Origin of the sequence: Pseudoalteromonas haloplanktis ATCC 14393 (assembly GCF_000238355.1) — a bacterium.
Taxonomy (GTDB): domain Bacteria; phylum Pseudomonadota; class Gammaproteobacteria; order Enterobacterales; family Alteromonadaceae; genus Pseudoalteromonas; species Pseudoalteromonas haloplanktis.
This window is the reverse complement of the sequence record NZ_AHCA01000008.1, coordinates 162,641-180,295: the sequence shown is the minus strand read 5'-3', so window position 1 is coordinate 180,295 and position 17,655 is coordinate 162,641. Positions and strand designations below refer to the sequence as shown.

Sequence of the window (17,655 nt, the reverse complement as noted above, 5' to 3'; positions counted from 1 at the left end):
AGTCGTACATGAAAAATTTATAACGCAGTTAGCGCTTTATTTAGCCCACTAGAATGGTTAAATATTTAAGTCGATTGGTATAATTAAGTCGATTGGTATCAGTTTAGATCAAGCTGGCCTAGCTCATTGCATACCCAGCGAGCATCTAAATAGCGCGTTAAGCTGTGCTCAGCAAATTGCAAAAAGCTACGTGCCGCATGAGATAAATGTCGATCGGTACGAATAACAAAATACCAATGGCTGGCAAGTTGCGTATCTTTGACACTGAGCACTTTAAAACTCTCATCACCTTTAGGCAGTACATGACGAGAAAGTACACCGACACCCATCCCAGATGATACCGCGACACGAATAGCCTCATTACTTGCCATTTGTACACTGTTACTTAACACTAAACCGCGTCCCTGTAATTCACTTTCAAACAACATACGGGTAGCGGATCCCGGCTCTCTTAATAAAAATCGATAACTTGTCAGCTCAGCCAGCGTGATCTCATTGGCCGCTGCAAGGGAGTGAGTTCTGGGCACAATAAATTCAAGTGGATTTTGTAAAAAACGCGCTGCTTTTGCGTGCTCCAGAGATGGCGGATGACTGAACACATAAATATCGTCTTCACCACGATCAAACCGACCCAACACCTCTGCACGATTGCCAATTTCTAAGGGGAGTTCAACATGGGGATGTAAATTACTGTATGGCCCAAGTAACTTAGGCAAAATATATTGGGCGGTATTAACCATAGCAATTTTACAACGGCCGCGCTCGCCGCCTCTAAGTTCTGCTAAAAAGTCTTTGTAATCATCAAACTGGCCAAAAATCTGTTGGCATGTTTTAAATAACTCCAAGCCTGCTTCGGTCACCGTTAATTTTTGCTGTTGCATTAAAATTAACGGCTCTGCCACCGCCTCTTGTAAACGCTTAATTTGTAAAGAAACCGTAGGTTGAGTTAAATGCAGCGCTCTGGCTGTCTCACTGATCGAGCCTGTTTTCACCACACTCATAAACACTTCAAGCAATCGAAATGATATATGCCTTAAATCCATGTCTACCTCTTAAAGAAAAATTATAAACAACACTAAAGTACAGCAACCTGTTGATGATAACCTATAGATGATAACCTATAGGTATCTATTAATCATTTTATTATTTACTATACAAAGTTTTCATTACAATAGCGCCACTTCACATACTAAGGGGAAAAGTGTGCCAGATATTGTTGTAATGTTTTTTGTTTTAGGCTTGGTTGCAGGGCTGTTGCGATCTGATTTAAAAATACCGCAAGCGACCTACGAAACGCTTAGCTTGTTGCTGATGCTCACAATTGGCTTAAAGGGCGGTATGGTGTTGCACGGTAATCTAAGCTGGCAGTTGCTGCCAGAAATGGGCTCAGTAATGTTGTTGGGCGCATTTATTCCACTGATGCTCTATCCAGTTTTAAAGTATGTTGTAAAACTATCCGTCGCTAACAGTGCCAGTATTGCTGCCCACTATGGATCTGTCAGCGCAGGCACTTTTGCCGTTGCACTGGCTTATGCCGAATCGTCACAACTCATTGTTGGCGCAGAGGTTACACTTTATTTAGTGATGCTAGAATTACCGGCGATTATTGTTGGCTTATTACTTTACAGACGTCTTGATAAAGAAAACAACAGTACACGCACGCTTTCACTAAAAACACTGTGGCACGAAACCCTTACCAATAAAAGCATCATTCTTTTAGTCGGTGGCGTTATCATTGGTATGCTTTACGGCACACAACAAGGCAGCCAAGTGACTAACTTGCTTACCAGCAGTTTTAAAGTGGTACTAGCGTTATTTTTACTGGAGATGGGATTAACAGCTGCTAAAACACTGCGTCCTATTCCTTGGCATCATTGGCGAGTTGCATTGTTTGCGTTAATCACACCGCTGTTTTTAGGCGTAATTGGGGTTACTGCCGGCACAGCCTTAAAACTCGAACTAGGCTCCGTGGTTGTATTAGCAAGCTTAGTAGCCAGCGCCTCCTATATTGCCGCCCCCGCGGCGATTAAAGCTGCAATTCCAAAAGCAGATATCGGCTTGGCAATGCTCAGTTCTCTGGGTATTACCTTCGCGTTTAACGTCACTGTAGGGATTGGTTTATATCACCAATTGGCTGTGGCTATACAATAATTAGCTTGCTTTAAAGTAATATGGGCTCTTTCTAAGAGCCCACTTAAACCTGCTCCGGCCATTTTATTGCTTTACTGTCTTTGCCATTTTTACAGCTGAGCGGTTCATTACCTTGATAGTTTTTACAGCCCCAAAACAGCCCTTTAGCACTTTGGCGTAGCACCATCTCAGCGCCGCATTTATCACAAATAGGCTGTATGTGATTACACGACTCATTAACGCACGCCTTAAAGCCTGCATAGCGGCTGCGTGTCATTGGGCTTTGACACTGCTGACAAGGTTTTTCTTTATGCTCGCAATGTGGATAGTGCGAGCATGAATAAAACACACCAAAGCGCCCTGTTTGTTTTTTTAAAACACCGCTATTACAGCGCATACAGTTTATATCTGCACTGTAGAATTGTTCATTATCAGTGCTAAATTCATGCAGCTCTATGTTGTGCTCAGCTATTAATTCAGTAACAAAACAACTGCTGTTGGTCATATCGGCAATAATATACGCCCGCTGCTTTGCTCGCGTTAGCGCAACGTAAAATAACCGTCGCTCCTCTGCAAAAGTAAACGCTTCTTTCGCTGGTAATAATGCCTCTAAAATTGCGGGAGTGGCTTTTTCACTCGGAAAGCCATGCTTACCTTTTTGCAAGCCGATAATGATCACGTGATCCGCTTCTTTGCCTTTTGCGGCATGAAAGGTCTGCGATTGAATTTTTAACAACGGATACTTCAGTTGCATGGCGGTAATATCTGCATTGCTTGGTAGCTGAAACCAAAACCGTGCTAAAAAGTAAACTGAAGTGGGTTTGCACACTGTACTATAAATTGCACCAAGCACATCGTCTATTGCGCCATTAGCAAGCTCTGCAAGCTCGCTTTGATAATAATTATAAGTAGTCGGTGCTTTCTTTCCACGTCTTAATATGGATACCGCAGGCTGTTGTACTTGAGTTAAAGACGTTATGGTTTTATTAAGCTGCGCTGGGTTTTTACTAATAAAGGCAGAGGCAACCTCGCCTATTTTATTATTAAAACGAAAAGTAGTGTCCAATTGCGCTTCGGTGGTAAAACCAAAATACGTTTTAAACTGTGTGGTTAACTTTATATCTGCGCCGCTAAAGCGGTAAATCGCTTGCCAATCATCACCCACAGCAAATACCGAGCACCCTTTACGGCTATCACGCAGGGCTTTAACTAATCGCGCTCTTGGCTCAGATATATCCTGAAATTCGTCCACCATAATATAACGCCAAGGCGAATGAAACTTGCCTGACTCCACATACTCAATGGCTTTGATGATCATGTCTTCAAAGTCTATCTCGCCGCGCTGCTGCAAGTGTGTATTGTAATGAGAGAGGATCGGCTTTAATAATGCCAATGCCTGCGTGGTTTGCTGGGCATCAAGCGAGCGCTTAATCACCTTCACTTCATCTGCAGCGCTTAAACATGTGCCTTTGTATAAGCCGAGTAATTGTGCAAATAACGTCGCTAAAACAGTGACTCTGCCTGTTTCCTTTAAACTCGCAAGCAGTGACTCTACTGGCAACATTTGAGTGTGCACGTTAACACTTTTTAACGCCTGCTCTAGTTCGCTTAACAATATACCTTGTTTGTGTTGCCCATAGGTCAGCGCTATACAGTGAGTGTTATTACTGGCATGGGTGGTGTTTTTCCAGTCCATTGCCTCGTGGTACTGGGTTTTATCAATATACGGGGCGGTATTCCCTGCTTCATCAATGCCGTAATACTCTATGTAAATATCATACTCAGGCAAATAAAAGTCGGGCTTATACTGACTACGGTCAATGGTTTTAACCGCTACTTTGTAAGGCGCTTCGTATTGATAATCTATGCCATGATAAAACAGCCAATTAGCAATATACAGTTCACCAAAGCTTTTTACTTTGTCGCCTTTGAGACTGCGAATGTCATTATCATTTAAGTAGCTGTAATAATCGCCTAAGGTTTTAAAATCAACCTCATTTTTTTCAACGTAATAATATTTGCTAAAATAATCCAGCACTAGAGTGCGATAACGCTCGTTATTATCAATCAGTGACTCAAAAGATTGTTGTACCCACTTAGCTTTTGCTTGTTCATCTTGGGCGAGCACACTCATGCTGGGTTTGGCATTTTCAACCTTAGCAATGATCGCAAGGCCAATGCTGTGAAAGGTTGCAGCCTTTATTTTATCTGTGGCGAGTTTGGTTTGGATCCGCTCATCCATTTCATCAGCGGCTTTTCGGCCATACGCCAGCAATAAAATATCACTGTATTGCGCTTGCTGACTTGTGACTAAAAAACCTGCTCGGCCAATCATTACACTGGTTTTGCCGGTACCCGCCCCTGCCAACAATAAATTGTTGTCGTCATCAATAATACATGCTTGCCTTTGACTATGTGTTAAAGGGTTGCTCTCGACCGAATCAAAAAAGTGGGCGTGTAATTTAAGTTGCTTTGTAAGATAGCGCTGTTGTAAATGTTGGGTAAGTCGTTCATGCCAATTAGCGTATTGTTCAAGTAACGTTATTTTATTAGCAACTAAGCTCAGTACAGGGCTTTGTTTTACCCAAGGTAACCAGCGCTTATATTCATCACGTGCAGCTTGCTTTAAACTGGCCACATGAGATTGACGTAAGTATCGCAGCTCGACAAATTGCGATATTTTAGTCAATACCGCATTAAGTTTAGCCACATTGGCTTGCAGCCAATATTGCTCACAGCTCGCTTTAATTTGTCGGTGAATGCCATACGCTCGCATCAAAAATGTATAGTTTTGCTCAGCTGTGGCAAAGCGAATAGTTTGCCCGAAAACCCCATAAGAGAAAGATAATGGCGCCAACAACTCCCCCCACTCAATGGAGGTCACTGTATTACCTTGTCGAATGACAAGCACATGCTCATCAAATGCTAAGCGTGCTTTGCTCGCAAACATCAGACCAAACAGGCTAACTGGAATAGAATTCATTACTGCTGAATTCCTTAATAAAATTAATTACCTGTATTTTAAAGCATGCAACTCAATAAATCTGAAAATAACGCTATTTATTTTACAGCTTCCTTGTAATCGTTTCAGAGTAAAATAGCTTACTAGTGTTTTATACGTGTGCAACCAGCCACTCACACAGCTCATGCGTTAAGCTATCTTTTTTAAGCTGTAATTGGTCAACTTGCTGCGCTTTAACTGCCGCTAACCATGCATTTAGCATCGATTCAAAGCCCCGTTTATATAATGTCGGCTGCCAATCCTTTTGCGGCACAGGCTGTTGTATTTCATTGGCCATCGATGTCAGATTAGTGAGTGATTCAATCCGCCACTTTTCATTCAAACCGGTTATTTCAACAACTTCCTCATTACATCCACTTAATCTATCCATCGCACCTTGAAATAACCGCCCCTCAAACTCAAAGCTAATATGTATAGCAGCCAGTAAGCCTTGTGGATCTAATTGTGAAAACACCTGTAACTGGTTAAGTTGATCAAAACGCTCTACATTTGCAAAATGGCATAAACTATCAACCACATGGATGAAGTCATCAAAAATAAAGGTGCGCGGCTGTGCTGGTAAATTTAAGCGGTTTTTTTGCCATTTAAGATGGCGTATTTTTGGCTTTGCAATATCGGCCATAATTGGTAAAAAGCGGCGATTAAAGCCTAAAAATAATGGCGTGTTCTGTTTAGTCGCCAGTTCAATAAGCTCACTCACTTCACTAAAACTATACGCTAATGGTTTATCTACAAATGTGGCAATTTTTTTCTCAAGCGCTTGTTTCGCAAAAGCATAGTGCGACTGAGTATTCGTATGGATCATCACCCCGTCTGGTTTGCACGCTAATACATCTTGATAATCAGTAAAGTGTTTTTCTACCCGATATTGCGAAGCTAATTTGCTCAACAGCCGTTCATTTCGCGTACAAAAAATAGGATCGATCTGCGCATGCTGTGTGACAATAGGTAAATAAGCTTTTTGTGCTATATCGCCAAGTCCGACTAGAGCGATTGTTAGTTTACGCATTTTACTGTTGTCCCTTGATGAGAATTAAAACCAAGAATACAGCATACCAAGTTATTCTTTAGATTGATAAAACAACTACATTTTCTAAACAATATTGCTAAAAAAAAGACACTAAAATGACGTAAATAACCCGTAAATTTACCTAACTGATCGCTATAAATAAAATATCGAGTAAATATTCAAATATAACTTTACTTGAGTTCAAAATCGGATTAAATTCGCCGTAAAATTAACCACTTCAAAATAATTGCTGGTCATTAAAGTTCCCTCAAGCAATTATTTACGCCCTTTAAATCGGATATCCTAATGGTTGAGCTCACAGCCGGTCATAAACCAAATAATCCTCTTGCACCTGTTATTGGCTTATCTTTTTTTGCGATTGCATCTGGCTTTTTAATGAGCCTCATTCCTCTATCATTGAACGCTTTTGGGCTGGATAACGAACTTGCTTCTTGGCTAGCAAGTGTGTTTTATCTTGGCTTATTAATCGGTGCTTTTTTTATTGAACGTATTGTTACAAAAATAGGCCACCGACATGCCTTTATGGTATTTCTGAGTTTATTAATTGTTAGTGTTACCGCCCAGCTTATTTTTCCAAAAGCTCATGTGTGGCTTTTAGCTCGCTTTGTCGCAGGAATTGCTGTCGCAGGTGTATTTGTAGTGGTAGAGTCATGGTTATTGATGACCGATACAGCCAAAGCACGTGCAAAACGATTAGGCCTGTATATGACATCCCTCTACGGCGGTAGTGCAGTTGGCCAACTGGCCATTGATCCACTAGGCACCAGTGGTGCACTTCCTTATTTATTTGTTATTGCACTCTTATTTGTCGCAATGTTAGCACCACTACTCATAAAGTCAGGTCAGCCGCAAAGCCATCAGTCGCAAAAACTACAATTAACTGAGTTAAAGCAATTGAGCCGCCCAGCCATCTTAGGTTGCTTAGTCTCAGGATTAGTACTTGGTCCAATTTATGGTTTAATGCCTGTTTATATTGCCGAGCAAAGTGCACAAGCCGCTTTCACTGGTACCTTAATGGCGACCGTCATTTTAGGTGGCATGCTCGTGCAGCCTTTAGTAAGTTACCTATCTACACGAATGGCAAAAAGCTTGTTAATGGCGTTATTTTGTTTATTTGGTGCGCTGGGGGTCGTTGGTATCATGCAAGCTGTGCATTTTAATGTATTGATCGCTAGTTACTTTATATTAGGGGCAGCAAGTTTTGCACTTTACCCTATCGCCATCACCTTGGCGTGTGATGCATTACCAATCGAAAAAATAGTCTCAGCAACCGAAATTATGTTATTGAGCTACAGTTTTGGCTCGGTATTTGGTCCGCTACTTGCGGCTAATCTATTTGACTCAGCAAACGGCATTATGGTGTATTTAGGCGGCTGTTTATTCACTACCTGTATTTATATGCTGATAAAAAGCCTTAAAAGTATTTCCACTGACAATACCCCTGTCGCGGGGTAATCCAAAAAAACCCCATACTAATATACTCAGTATGGGGTTTCTCTTTTATAACTAAAATCTATAAAGAAAGGTTTTCTTTAGCACGCGCTAAGTTATGAGAAACCATCACGCTGTCTGCAATTTGCACTGCTTCATAGAAGTCGGAAATGCCAGCCGCATCATTATTTGTCATCATACGAGATACACCACGGTTACTTAAAGCAAATGATGTTAGCTCACGAACTTTCATTCTCGGCCCATCACTTTGCTTTAACAAAGCAATTGCTTTTGTACAAATCGCTTCAGCTTGTTCGTAATTTTTTGACTTAACATTGAGTGCGCAACTATTAAATGACTCTTCTAATTGTACCGGTGCAGTCTCTTGCTCGATAACCATTAATTTGTAATCACTCTGATCAGCCATAACAGCCGCTGAGCAAGTAAATAATGAGCAAAGAGCAATGGTTTTGATAAGTGTACGTTTCATGATTATATTCCTATTTGGTTACGTCGTATCTGTTGCCGACAATTAAACTTTAAGCTGTTCTCACTATTTCGACAAACGATAAAAATAAACCTAATAGGTGAAGGAATTTAACTCATAGACTTTAGTCTAATACAAACAGGAAAAGTACGAATAAAAACAAACAATAAAAATTACTGATATAACTTAAGCACACTGAAATTGCGCGATTGATCCTCTCAGTCTCAGCTCAAAAAAGACCCCCTATTCTTAAGGCAAAAGATTGCAAAATGGTAAACTTAGCTCATGACATCTAGATTGATGAAATTTCAGCTGCCGCAACTATGTCGAAGTATTATTTCATTCGTCTATTTAACCAACAATTTGGCATCACACCACCACCAATATGTGTTGAACTGTCGGATCATCCAAGCGAGAAAATACATAGAATCCGGTTTGAGTACCTCGCGAGCCGCATTAGATGCAGGCTTTGCCGATAACAGTCATTTAAACCGCCACTTCAAGCGTGTTTTTGGTTTAACGTCCACGCAATACCAACGACAACTCTCGCGCTAAATTACAAAGGCTCACTATGTTAGAAATATTCGCTTATACCATATACACCTAGGCTTTTTTGCCGGTGTAGCAAGTGCAATACTTTTGCTATTTGTACTCTAGGTTATATAGAAATTGCATTGATCCCAGCAAAAATATTGCCAGTTATAAATTTTGCGGGATGTTTATATATTCTCTATATCGCGGTTAGGGTAGCTAAAACACCGGTCAATTTTGATGATAACCAAGCAACCAATATAAAGTCGCTAACCTTTAGTAACGGCCTATTTATGCAACTACTTAACCGCAAAGCCCTCGCTGCCACCTTGCCCATTACCACCATTCAATTTCCCGCCGCGGGCATTGCTGGAAGCAGTATTGTATTGTGGTCATGTATCTTGGCGTTATTAGCATTTGGCGCACCAGCGAATTATTCACTTGCAGGCAGAGCCATAGGTAAACATATGACAAACGCACACTACTTTGAAGTAATAAATTTATTGATGGCCGCATTGCTTGTGGTGGTCGCAGCAGATATAGCCGTAACGCAGATTTTTATACAGTAATAGCGGCAAATGGTTACATCAGGTTTGCAGCATACTCGCCATTCCCTGCGCTATAAACGCAAAAAACCCATATTGAGTTAATCAATATGGGTTTTCTATAACCTGTAAGCTTATAGTGAAAGGTATTCTTTGGCGCGAGTTAAGTTATGTGAAACCATTGCACTGTCAGATATTTGTGCTGCTTCGTATAGATCTGACAGGCCAGCTGCATCATTTTTAGCCATTAAGCGTGACACTCCACGGTTACTTAGTGCGTACGACGTCAGCTCGCGTACTTTAAGTTTTGACTTACCGCTTTCTTTTAAAAGCGCAATTGCTTTTGTACAAATTGCTTCTGCCTGCTCATAATTTTTTGATTTGACATTTAGTACACAACCATTGAAAGACTCTTCTAGTTGCTGTGGCGCTGTTGCCTGCTCAATAACCATTAACTTATAGTCACTGCCGCCAGCCATAGCCGCTGCTGAGCAAGTTAATAATGAGCCAAGTGCGATGGTTTTGATAAGTGTAAGTTTCATGATTATATTCCTATTTGGTTGAGTCGCGTCGTAACTGTTGCCGACAATTGAACTTTAGAGTGTTAGCTCACTTTCGACAAACGATAAAACTAAACCTAATAGATGAAGAAAATTAACTCATAGACTTTAGTCTAACACCCAAGTTCGAGCCACAAATCAACAATTTGATCTACTAGTAACTTAATTTAACTTATATGTGTTCAAAAAGCTGAGTGTTACCTTAGAAAAACGTTTTTTGTTACCAAATTGATAACTAATGAATTGACATATATACTCATCAGTCTATAGCAAAGGTGTAGTTTAATGCTTTATTCGGAAAGTAATCATGCAGCCAAAATACTTAGTATTCATATTATGGACTTTAATTTGTTGTAATATAACGGCCTGTGGGGCTGGCGCTGCAAATGTTCAAACAACGCAATCCGAAACGGCGACCACGGTTGATAATGGCGTTCCCGCAGATTATCGAGTGATTATTTATGGTAACAGTCACAGTGCGCAATTAGGTGCAATGCTTAAAGTGCTTGTCACTAGTCAACTGCCAAACAGTACAATAGACACAGTAACAATAAGTGGTCGATTTTTAGATGAGATTGTCGCCGTGACTGGAAATTTAGAACAATTACAGCAAAACAGTTGGAGCCACGCTATATTTCAAGGACAGAAATACTCCCAATCAGGCACGGTCTACTATTCTACAGATGCAGCCCGGCATTTAATCGCAACTGCCAAAGCAAACAATGTCATGCCTATTTTATTCCCTGAGCACCCGCAACGTGGCAATCCTGCTGAAGCTGATCGTGTCTATAATTTACATCAATCGATTAGCCAACAAGAGCCCAGTTGTGTTGCACCTGTAGGTCTGGTTTGGAATCGCGTATTAGCCGCGATGCCAACAGCTAAGTTATACAATGCTGATGGAAACCATGCCTCTTATGCAGGTAATATGCTGACCGCCATGACCTTTTATGAAGTTATCACTGGTGAATTAGCCGATGCGATCCCCTTTACTTCGGCTCTTGAATTAGAGCAACAACAACAGGCTCTTTTTGGGCAAATTGTTACTCAAGTACTCGCTGAACATCCCGCTTGCCCTATCCCGTAATAAACACTCGTTTGAAAAGTAAAGAGCAGAATGAAGTAAAGTAATGCGTATTTACTTCTTAGCTTTGTATGACTTTCCAGCTAAGTAATGATGTTTTATTTATTGCAGTCTACACTAATCGATTATTGCGCATATTACGTAATGGCTTACATACATTTAAAAATACAAGTGACAATAATGTTTTCATTTTTTAAAAAAGATCCACTGAAACAACTTAATAAACAATACAGCGCCAAACTTGAACAAGCTATGTTCTCACAACGAAATGGCGATATTAAAGGCTACTCACAACTCACCTTTGAAGCAGAGCAAATACTCGATAAAATTAAAACTCTCGAAAACAAAATCACTTAAATAAACTACAGTTATTTTTATTCGAGAGCGCAGGTATCTATGCGATAGGTAAATTTTTACGCTTTACTATTATTTTGCTGTAAGTCATCCACTAATAAACCGTATAAGGCTGAATCTGAAATCACGCCATTGATTTCCCAGCGTTTACGTAATAATCCTTCTTTAATAAAACCAAGGCGCTCAAGTGTTTTTGCCGATGCAGCATTGTCAGGGTCCAATTCTGCTTCTATCCGCCTTAAACCTATTTCTTTAAAGCCATAACTTAGCAGTGCGTGTGCTGCCTCAAAAACTAAACCTTTGCCCCAATATTGAGGACTAAGAGCATAACCAATTTCAGCACGCTTTGAATCAGGTACATAGTTATGCAGCATACATTTACCAATCAACTGTTGGGTCGATTTTAAAATCATGGCCAAACAAACTTGTTTTTGTTGTTCGCTGGCAGCCTGGCTTGAGGCAATAAAATCAATAGCATCACAGTGTGACTGCCAAGGGGGTGTATGCCAATACTCCATAACGATTGGATCTGCAAAAATAGCGAGTAAATTCTCAGCATCACTGACATCTAACGGCCGTAGTTGCAGACGTTCAGTGTCGATTATAGGCGTAAACTTATTAGGCATAGCATCTCCTTGAAGCAATGAATCCAAAAAAGTAGCCTAACTTAGTTCCTAATTTAGTTCAAATTAATACGGACAAAATACTAATTAGAGTGCTTTTAAAACCCGATCTTTACGGGGTAAATAGTAGTCATCATAATCAAGAGAAAAGATCACTCGCTTAGCTCTACCAAGCAATTCGGCTCTAGGAACTAAACCTATAACTCTGGAGTCAGCACTATTATCACGGTTATCACCCATTGCTAAGTACATGTCTTCAGGGATGATAACGGGTGCAAAATTTTGCATTGCTGAGCGCTGTTTGGACAATTTAACTGCGTGCTTTATACCATTGAGGTTCTCTGTTGCTACGCGATTTATTGGAGTTTCACTCACAGGGTCGTAATTTAAATGTTTACCATTTATCACTAACTGATTATCGACCAAAGCTACGCTATCACCGGGTACACCTATCACCCGTTTTATCAACCGATTTTGCGCTGCAACAGAATCAAATACAATAATATCGCCTGCTTGTGGCTCTGCTAGTTTCAACAGTGAAATCTTCGTAAATGGAACCCGTAAATCATAGGCCATTTTATCGGTAAAAATCCGATCTCCTTCTACAATCGTTGGCTTCATTGAGCCTGTCGGTACTTCGTACCAATCGGCTACTGCGCTTCTAAACACACACATAAGCGATATGAACACGATTAAAGAGCGGTTATTCTTCCATATTTTATAAAGGTATTTCATTATGTTGATCCATTCTATTTACTTATCTTAAATAGACATATTCTGTACTTATCCGTTCAGTTAACTTTGTAACAAAGTATGTCTTTGTGCTACTTAAAATAAGCTTTTAATACCACTCGTTTGTCGTAGTGATTTTTTAGCTCATTTAAAGGATACTATTTGGAAACAAATAATAATTACTACAAAATATATGGAAATTACTCAAGCTAAAGCAATTCTCGATAGCAAAGCCAAATTTTGTTTAGATCTCTTACCTGGCAAAATAATTGATATCCAATTTACCAACCCATTAACAGTCAGGTTTAAATTAACTTTAATTGGTTACGAGACCGGTAAATATTTAATTTTAAAATATCCCCCTCAAGCAAAAAACAATCAGTATAGTGATGTGCTCAAAGAAGGTAATGGGGCAATTGTACGTTATATTGTTGAAGGTGAACGAGGTGAGTGTGTAGCATTTTCAACCACAATTTTAGCCTTTGCAGTTCGACCAGAAAAATTAATCTACCTTACTTATCCTAAACAAATTGAAAGCAGGCAGTTGCGTGAAGTAAACAGATTACAAACGCATATTCCAGCCAAAATTAGTATCAATAAAGATCAAAATTATGACAGCGAAAATCTATTACAAGGGATCATTATTGATATTTCCACCACAGGTTGTCGCTTTACCGTCCACGTTAACTCTGGGTTCTTAGCACTTAAAAAACGTCAAGTATTTGTGCATTTACTATCCCCCATCGACAACAACGCTGTTGTGATTTGCGCGCATGTTCGCAATAACCAAATGCAAGGCAACCGTTTAAATGTTGGAATTGAATTTGCTGGATCAGAGCAGCAAAAAATGCATAACTTACTAGCCGCTTACGCCATTGATATTGGCCAATGAGTACTCACTCAATATGAAGTTAATTAAACCGACAGAGAATCATCTAATAACAATCATGGATTGGTTTTCTAATGAACAAGAGCTAACCAATTGGTCTGGTCCAAATTTCAGGTATCCATTTGACTTATATTCTTTTACTGAAGATCTCAAGATGAGTTCACTGAGTTCATCTGTACTTATATCAAATAAGTCAGAATTTTTAGCATTTGGGCAGTTTTATCAACGTTTAGATAAATGCCACCTAAGCCGATTAGTAGTGAACCCCGAATTTCGTGGTAAAGGGATCGCAGCAAAGCTTATGTCACATTTATGTGAGCTTGGGCAACAAGAGTTAAAACTAAAAGCGTATTCACTGTTTGTTTTAGCGCATAATGAAACGGCTATTAAATCTTATCAGAAATTTGGCTTCACATTCACAGACTATCCCGGTGAAATACCATTAGCTAATTGCTTATACATGATTAAATCATAATCCCAGCTGTTTAACGATTTAACTTACACGGTTCAGCTGTCAGCTCGACTGTATTAACAAACCAAAGCTGACAGTGTACCAATCAATAATTATTGATTTTTATATTGCTCTTTGGCTTTTTCAAGCTCGCCATCAGTGATCCCTAAAGACACTGCAGCTTCTTTAATTAACTGTGGCTGTGTCATTACTAACCCCATTAACGCTTGTAGTTTCTCTGGCGGAATACCTAGCTGCTGAACAAGGGCCATTGCCATCATTGGGTTTTGGGTAAACGCTTGAAAAAGCTCATGTACTTTTTCGTCGCTAACGTTATGCTCTTTTAATGTTGCAATAATTGGGTTCATTGTATGCCTTATTATTTTTTAGATACTCTCATTTATATGGGCTAACTGCGGATTTTAAACCTACATAATTAATTTACTGCACTTCTAACACTACTTTTCCGGCATTTTCGTTACGCTCTAATATTTCATGAGCTTGCATTGCTTGTTGCCATGGTAGCGTTTTATAAATATTAAAATCAAAGCGTTGATTGGCAATATCATCATAAAACATGGCAACAAACTCATCACGAAGTTGGCGTTTAAATGCTTGGCTGCGGTTACGAAGTGTTGAAGCATGAAATGAGATACGTTTTTGTAATAAACGGGCAAAGTCTACCTCTGCAAAGCGGCCATCTAAAAACGCTAACATAATAATTTGGCAATCCATTGCTGCAATCTCAGCATTTTTGTTTAAATAACGCCCCGAGACAGGATCAACAATAACATTAGCAGTTAACTGATGATGCTGCATATATTCAGCAAAATCGGTGGTTTTATAGTTGATGACGTGATCGGCACCTAACTGTTTAGCATGCTGACATTTTTCATCACTGCCGGCGGTGATCACCACCGTTGCACCAACACGTTTTGCCATTTGAATAGCCGCGCCACCTACACCACTGGCACCCGCGTGAATAAGAGCTGTTTGCCCTTGCTGTAAGTTACCCAGCTGAAATAATGCTCCAAACGCGGTTAAATAGACTTCGCTGATTGCTGCGCCCTGTACCATAGTTAAACTATCAGGTAATTGCATCAGTTGACCGGCATCAACAGCCACATATTCACTATAAGCTCCGCCTGAGCACAAGGTAAATATTGATTGATTAAGCAAATTGCTATCAACCTCAGTACCGAGTGCAACCACTGTTCCTGCACATTCAAGCCCTAAAATAGGGCTATCACCTTTTGGTGCTGGGTATTTACCTTGGCGCTGCATGCAATCGGCGCGGTTAACCCCTATTGCGGCCACTTTCACTAGGACTTCGTTCGGTTGCAATTGAGGTTTGTCAGTGTCACTCAAGCTTAGTTGCTGCTCGTGATGAGATATAAATTGCATTGTGGCTCCTTGGTCGGTTAGCTAACTTTAGTCGATTTTGCGCCATACTTCGGCTTCAACTAACTTACCATTTTCAGTTAAAGAATGATGCCATAAGTTATCCTCAATTTTGTAATCAAAAGCCATGGTTTTACCAAGTAATGATGGAATATTGCCATACGCAAATGTTTCAACAAACTGTTGGTTCTTTAACGTGTACTTACCACCACCTGCATAGTGAAATTCACCGTTTTTTTGCGTAATGTAGTTAAAGTGAGTAGCTGTAATTAATTTAATAGACGTAAGCTCAGGGGCTTTGGCAGTGACATAGCCTTGTTCTACCGCATACTTACCCTCTACAAACTCCCAACTACCGAGCAGTGGATTAGCTAAAGCTAAAGGTGAGGTAAGTAATATCCCCGTTAAAAGTAATGTTTTCATGGTATATCCTTTTAAGTCTTCTTATTAGTGTTTATAAATTGTACCTGTTGCGGTAAAGAACACCTATCAGACTTGTGGCTAACTTATGTAAATCGCCAACTCTGTTTATAAGGATATACATCGTAAACGTGACCGGCGTTAATCTGTGCTTGGCACTGTTGCCAGAATTCAGGGCTGAACAAATCATTATGCTGCTGACAAAAATAACTAAATGCACGCTGATCTGCACTAAAAAATACCTTGAATTGACTTGGGAATACATCGTTTTCGTCAACATCAAAATAGCTTTCGTTACTGAGTTCATCAAAGCTATTTTCACTACTGGGTAATTGCCTAAAATGACACTGTGTAAGTGGGCAAATTTCATCATAATCATAAAATACTACGCGCCCCCACCGAGTGACGCCAAAGTTTTTCATTAACATGTCACCTGGAAAAATGTTTGCTCCCGCTAAGTCTTTTATTGCTTGGCCATAATCATCCATAACTTTATTCAGCTTAATATCATCGCATTGATTGATATAAAGATTCAGCGGGGTCATTTTACGCTCCACATAGACATGTTTGAGCACTAACGCTTTATCTGCAATTGATATACTACTGGCAATATTAGTCTGCATTTGCGCAAGTAACTCATCACTAAAGCGGCTTAAGTCAAAAGCCAAATAGCGAAATTCATGGGTGTCGACCAAACGACCCACTCTGTCGGCTTGTTTTACGAAGTCATATTTTGCCATTACTTGTGCTTTGCTGGCTGTTTTTGGCGCATTAAATTTATCTTTTATCACCTTATACACATAATCAGAGCCCGGGGTGGTAAATACCAACATCACCATGCCTGGCGTGCCTGGGGCAATAATATATTTATCATCAATAGGGCTATTTTTCGTCGTGTCTACTTTGTAACGATAAAACTCCGTTTTAGCATGTTTAATAAAGCCAATGGCATTAAATAACTCAAAACGTTGTTTATGGGGCATTAGTACAGATAAGTAATCAACATAGCGTGCGGGTTGATCGGTATCGACCATAAAATAAGTACGAGCAAAGCCAAAGAGTAAACTCAGTTGATCGGCCCCCATCATTACCGCATCTAACATTAAGCCGCTATCTGTATTCAAAATGGCAACTGCAAATGGCATATTATCACCATTCTTAGCTATGCAGCGGCCAATCAAATAACAGGCTTTATTTCTAAAAAAAAGTGAATTAGCGTATTCAATATAGCCGTCATTTAAATCTAGTAACTCATACACTTGGCGACATTGCAACTTTGCACCGGCTCGGAGCGTACGCTGTAAATTATCAATATCTTTTCCTAAATCAATAAATTGAACCCGAAAAGCTTGGCGGTAAATGAGTTGCTGAACCGCATTAGTAAAACCATTTTGTAAAGAAATGCGACTCACTAAATTATCAAATGGCCGCGGTTTTGCTCGGTACTTGGCTTTTAATACAAACAAATGCACGGTGCGGATTTTTTTATCATCCCAAATAGCGCCAAATGTGGAATTAAAAAACGTATGCGCAATCGGTTGATTTTCATGCTCTGCAACCATTTTCCCATAAATATGTTTTGCCTGTTGCCAAAGTTGTGGTTCATGCAATTCTTGAAATGCAATGATCCGCACCGCCTCACTAACATTTTTAACTTGCCGTTCGTATACTTGCAATCGCTCTCGCATTGCTGACTGAACACCTTGCCACTGTTGCTGCTCAAAGCGACTTTGCGCTCCTAAGGTGATATTTAAAAACTCTGCGAACATAGCTTCAAAACCTGCAAACACCGCTCGGGCTAATTTAGTCGCAATCACTTGCTGCAGTGCGTTTTCTAGCTCAACTGACACGGATTGTGGCGGCTCTAATTCAGGCATATTTTTATCACTTATGGCGACTATTTTTCATTACTGGTTTACACACCTTAGCAAGCAGGCTTTAATTTAGATAATTAATACAGCGAAT

At 39.9% G+C, this 17,655-nt stretch carries 19 protein-coding genes and 1 pseudogene; 9 read left to right on the top strand and 11 right to left on the bottom strand.

The features are described 5' to 3' along the window. Positions 1–98: 98 nt before the first annotated feature. On the bottom strand, positions 99–1,043 hold the full coding sequence (locus tag PHAL_RS0115485) for a LysR family transcriptional regulator (protein ID WP_016709337.1): 945 nt from the start codon (positions 1,041–1,043) through the stop codon (positions 99–101). A 160-nt stretch (positions 1,044–1,203) separates the two neighbouring features. On the opposite strand from PHAL_RS0115485, the gene PHAL_RS0115480 reads away from it, so the two are divergent. Then, the gene (locus PHAL_RS0115480) at positions 1,204–2,151 is read left to right on the top strand and encodes a sodium-dependent bicarbonate transport family permease (RefSeq protein ID WP_016709336.1); all 948 of its coding nucleotides are present in this window, start codon (positions 1,204–1,206) and stop codon (positions 2,149–2,151) included. 43 nt (positions 2,152–2,194) lie between these two features. Here PHAL_RS0115480 and PHAL_RS0115475 read toward each other — a convergent pair whose 3' ends face one another. Together PHAL_RS0115475 and PHAL_RS0115470 are read right to left on the bottom strand one after the other, a co-directional pair. After that, positions 2,195–5,113: a UvrD-helicase domain-containing protein gene (locus PHAL_RS0115475; RefSeq protein ID WP_016709335.1), complete on the bottom strand. Its 2,919-nt coding sequence runs from the start codon at positions 5,111–5,113 to the stop codon at positions 2,195–2,197. 130 nt (positions 5,114–5,243) lie between these two features. After that, positions 5,244–6,161 carry a Gfo/Idh/MocA family protein gene (locus tag PHAL_RS0115470; RefSeq protein WP_016709334.1) on the bottom strand — a complete coding sequence of 306 codons (918 nt, stop codon included), beginning with the start codon at positions 6,159–6,161 and terminating at the stop codon, positions 5,244–5,246. A gap of 306 nt (positions 6,162–6,467) precedes the next feature. Between PHAL_RS0115470 and PHAL_RS0115465 the strand changes: the two genes are divergently transcribed. Next, on the top strand, positions 6,468–7,637 hold the full coding sequence (locus PHAL_RS0115465; protein WP_016709333.1) for an MFS transporter: 1,170 nt from the start codon (positions 6,468–6,470) through the stop codon (positions 7,635–7,637). A gap of 58 nt (positions 7,638–7,695) precedes the next feature. Here the strand turns inward: PHAL_RS0115465 and PHAL_RS0115460 are convergent, their stop codons facing one another. Beyond that, positions 7,696–8,103: a hypothetical protein gene (locus tag PHAL_RS0115460; protein ID WP_016709332.1), complete on the bottom strand. Its 408-nt coding sequence runs from the start codon at positions 8,101–8,103 to the stop codon at positions 7,696–7,698. A 293-nt stretch (positions 8,104–8,396) separates the two neighbouring features. Here PHAL_RS0115460 and PHAL_RS24795 point away from each other — a divergent pair. The 3 genes and pseudogenes from PHAL_RS24795 to PHAL_RS0115455 form a co-directional block, all read left to right on the top strand. Beyond that, positions 8,397–8,465, top strand: a pseudogene (locus PHAL_RS24795) (hypothetical protein); the annotation flags it as partial. Positions 8,466–8,487: 22 nt separating this feature from the next. Further along, positions 8,488–8,655: a helix-turn-helix domain-containing protein gene (locus tag PHAL_RS24790; RefSeq protein WP_374954837.1), complete on the top strand. Its 168-nt coding sequence runs from the start codon at positions 8,488–8,490 to the stop codon at positions 8,653–8,655. A gap of 119 nt (positions 8,656–8,774) precedes the next feature. Further along, positions 8,775–9,200: a transporter gene (locus tag PHAL_RS0115455; protein ID WP_202799310.1), complete on the top strand. Its 426-nt coding sequence runs from the start codon at positions 8,775–8,777 to the stop codon at positions 9,198–9,200. 110 nt (positions 9,201–9,310) lie between these two features. Here the strand turns inward: PHAL_RS0115455 and PHAL_RS0115450 are convergent, their stop codons facing one another. Continuing rightward, positions 9,311–9,718: a hypothetical protein gene (locus tag PHAL_RS0115450; protein WP_016709330.1), complete on the bottom strand. Its 408-nt coding sequence runs from the start codon at positions 9,716–9,718 to the stop codon at positions 9,311–9,313. A gap of 325 nt (positions 9,719–10,043) precedes the next feature. Here PHAL_RS0115450 and PHAL_RS0115445 point away from each other — a divergent pair, with 325 nt between their 5' ends. Next, complete coding sequence (locus PHAL_RS0115445) at positions 10,044–10,823, top strand: hypothetical protein (protein ID WP_016709329.1); 780 nt, start codon at positions 10,044–10,046, stop codon at positions 10,821–10,823. Positions 10,824–11,000: 177 nt separating this feature from the next. Further along, positions 11,001–11,177 (top strand): DUF6435 family protein, encoded by a 177-nt coding sequence (locus PHAL_RS23130; RefSeq protein ID WP_138555835.1) that lies wholly within the window; start codon positions 11,001–11,003, stop codon positions 11,175–11,177. A gap of 56 nt (positions 11,178–11,233) precedes the next feature. Here the strand turns inward: PHAL_RS23130 and PHAL_RS0115435 are convergent, their stop codons facing one another. Continuing rightward, complete coding sequence (locus tag PHAL_RS0115435) at positions 11,234–11,800, bottom strand: GNAT family N-acetyltransferase (RefSeq protein WP_016709327.1); 567 nt, start codon at positions 11,798–11,800, stop codon at positions 11,234–11,236. An 84-nt stretch (positions 11,801–11,884) separates the two neighbouring features. Beyond that, positions 11,885–12,532 carry a signal peptidase I gene (gene lepB, locus PHAL_RS0115430; RefSeq protein WP_016709326.1) on the bottom strand — a complete coding sequence of 216 codons (648 nt, stop codon included), beginning with the start codon at positions 12,530–12,532 and terminating at the stop codon, positions 11,885–11,887. Between the two features lie 190 nt (positions 12,533–12,722). Here lepB and PHAL_RS0115425 point away from each other — a divergent pair, with 190 nt between their 5' ends. Next, positions 12,723–13,421, top strand: coding sequence for a flagellar brake domain-containing protein (locus PHAL_RS0115425; RefSeq protein ID WP_016709325.1), 699 nt, complete (start codon positions 12,723–12,725; stop codon positions 13,419–13,421). 13 nt (positions 13,422–13,434) lie between these two features. After that, on the top strand, positions 13,435–13,893 hold the full coding sequence (locus tag PHAL_RS0115420) for a GNAT family N-acetyltransferase (protein ID WP_029216187.1): 459 nt from the start codon (positions 13,435–13,437) through the stop codon (positions 13,891–13,893). A gap of 89 nt (positions 13,894–13,982) precedes the next feature. Here the strand turns inward: PHAL_RS0115420 and PHAL_RS0115415 are convergent, their stop codons facing one another. The 4 genes from PHAL_RS0115415 to aceK all read right to left on the bottom strand — a co-directional run bounded on the left by PHAL_RS0115415 (position 13,983) and on the right by aceK (position 17,567). Further along, the gene (locus PHAL_RS0115415; protein WP_016709323.1) at positions 13,983–14,237 is read right to left on the bottom strand and encodes a DUF2999 family protein; all 255 of its coding nucleotides are present in this window, start codon (positions 14,235–14,237) and stop codon (positions 13,983–13,985) included. 73 nt (positions 14,238–14,310) lie between these two features. Further along, positions 14,311–15,273 carry a zinc-binding dehydrogenase gene (locus PHAL_RS0115410; RefSeq protein ID WP_016709322.1) on the bottom strand — a complete coding sequence of 321 codons (963 nt, stop codon included), beginning with the start codon at positions 15,271–15,273 and terminating at the stop codon, positions 14,311–14,313. 27 nt (positions 15,274–15,300) lie between these two features. Beyond that, on the bottom strand, positions 15,301–15,693 hold the full coding sequence (locus PHAL_RS0115405) for a hypothetical protein (RefSeq protein ID WP_016709321.1): 393 nt from the start codon (positions 15,691–15,693) through the stop codon (positions 15,301–15,303). An 83-nt stretch (positions 15,694–15,776) separates the two neighbouring features. Then, positions 15,777–17,567 carry a bifunctional isocitrate dehydrogenase kinase/phosphatase gene (gene aceK, locus PHAL_RS0115400; protein WP_016709320.1) on the bottom strand — a complete coding sequence of 597 codons (1,791 nt, stop codon included), beginning with the start codon at positions 17,565–17,567 and terminating at the stop codon, positions 15,777–15,779. Positions 17,568–17,655: the final 88 nt, after the last annotated feature.

Excerpts from the sequence above, each read along its gene's own strand:
- PHAL_RS0115485 (WP_016709337.1), bottom strand. The coding sequence starts at position 1,043 with ATGGATTTAAGGCATATATCATTTCGATTGCTTGAAGTGTTTATGAGT.
- PHAL_RS0115435 (WP_016709327.1), bottom strand. The coding sequence starts at position 11,800 with ATGCCTAATAAGTTTACGCCTATAATCGACACTGAACGTCTGCAACTA.
- PHAL_RS0115470 (WP_016709334.1), bottom strand. The coding sequence starts at position 6,161 with ATGCGTAAACTAACAATCGCTCTAGTCGGACTTGGCGATATAGCACAA.
- PHAL_RS0115460 (WP_016709332.1), bottom strand. The coding sequence starts at position 8,103 with ATGAAACGTACACTTATCAAAACCATTGCTCTTTGCTCATTATTTACT.
- PHAL_RS0115445 (WP_016709329.1), top strand. The coding sequence starts at position 10,044 with ATGCAGCCAAAATACTTAGTATTCATATTATGGACTTTAATTTGTTGT.
- PHAL_RS0115415 (WP_016709323.1), bottom strand. The coding sequence starts at position 14,237 with ATGAACCCAATTATTGCAACATTAAAAGAGCATAACGTTAGCGACGAA.
- PHAL_RS0115420 (WP_029216187.1), top strand. The coding sequence starts at position 13,435 with ATGAAGTTAATTAAACCGACAGAGAATCATCTAATAACAATCATGGAT.
- lepB (WP_016709326.1), bottom strand. The coding sequence starts at position 12,532 with ATGAAATACCTTTATAAAATATGGAAGAATAACCGCTCTTTAATCGTG.
- PHAL_RS0115410 (WP_016709322.1), bottom strand. The coding sequence starts at position 15,273 with ATGCAATTTATATCTCATCACGAGCAGCAACTAAGCTTGAGTGACACT.
- PHAL_RS0115405 (WP_016709321.1), bottom strand. The coding sequence starts at position 15,693 with ATGAAAACATTACTTTTAACGGGGATATTACTTACCTCACCTTTAGCT.
- PHAL_RS0115450 (WP_016709330.1), bottom strand. The coding sequence starts at position 9,718 with ATGAAACTTACACTTATCAAAACCATCGCACTTGGCTCATTATTAACT.
- PHAL_RS0115465 (WP_016709333.1), top strand. The coding sequence starts at position 6,468 with ATGGTTGAGCTCACAGCCGGTCATAAACCAAATAATCCTCTTGCACCT.
- PHAL_RS0115475 (WP_016709335.1), bottom strand. The coding sequence starts at position 5,113 with ATGAATTCTATTCCAGTTAGCCTGTTTGGTCTGATGTTTGCGAGCAAA.
- aceK (WP_016709320.1), bottom strand. The coding sequence starts at position 17,567 with ATGCCTGAATTAGAGCCGCCACAATCCGTGTCAGTTGAGCTAGAAAAC.
- PHAL_RS0115425 (WP_016709325.1), top strand. The coding sequence starts at position 12,723 with ATGGAAATTACTCAAGCTAAAGCAATTCTCGATAGCAAAGCCAAATTT.
- PHAL_RS23130 (WP_138555835.1), top strand. The coding sequence starts at position 11,001 with ATGTTTTCATTTTTTAAAAAAGATCCACTGAAACAACTTAATAAACAA.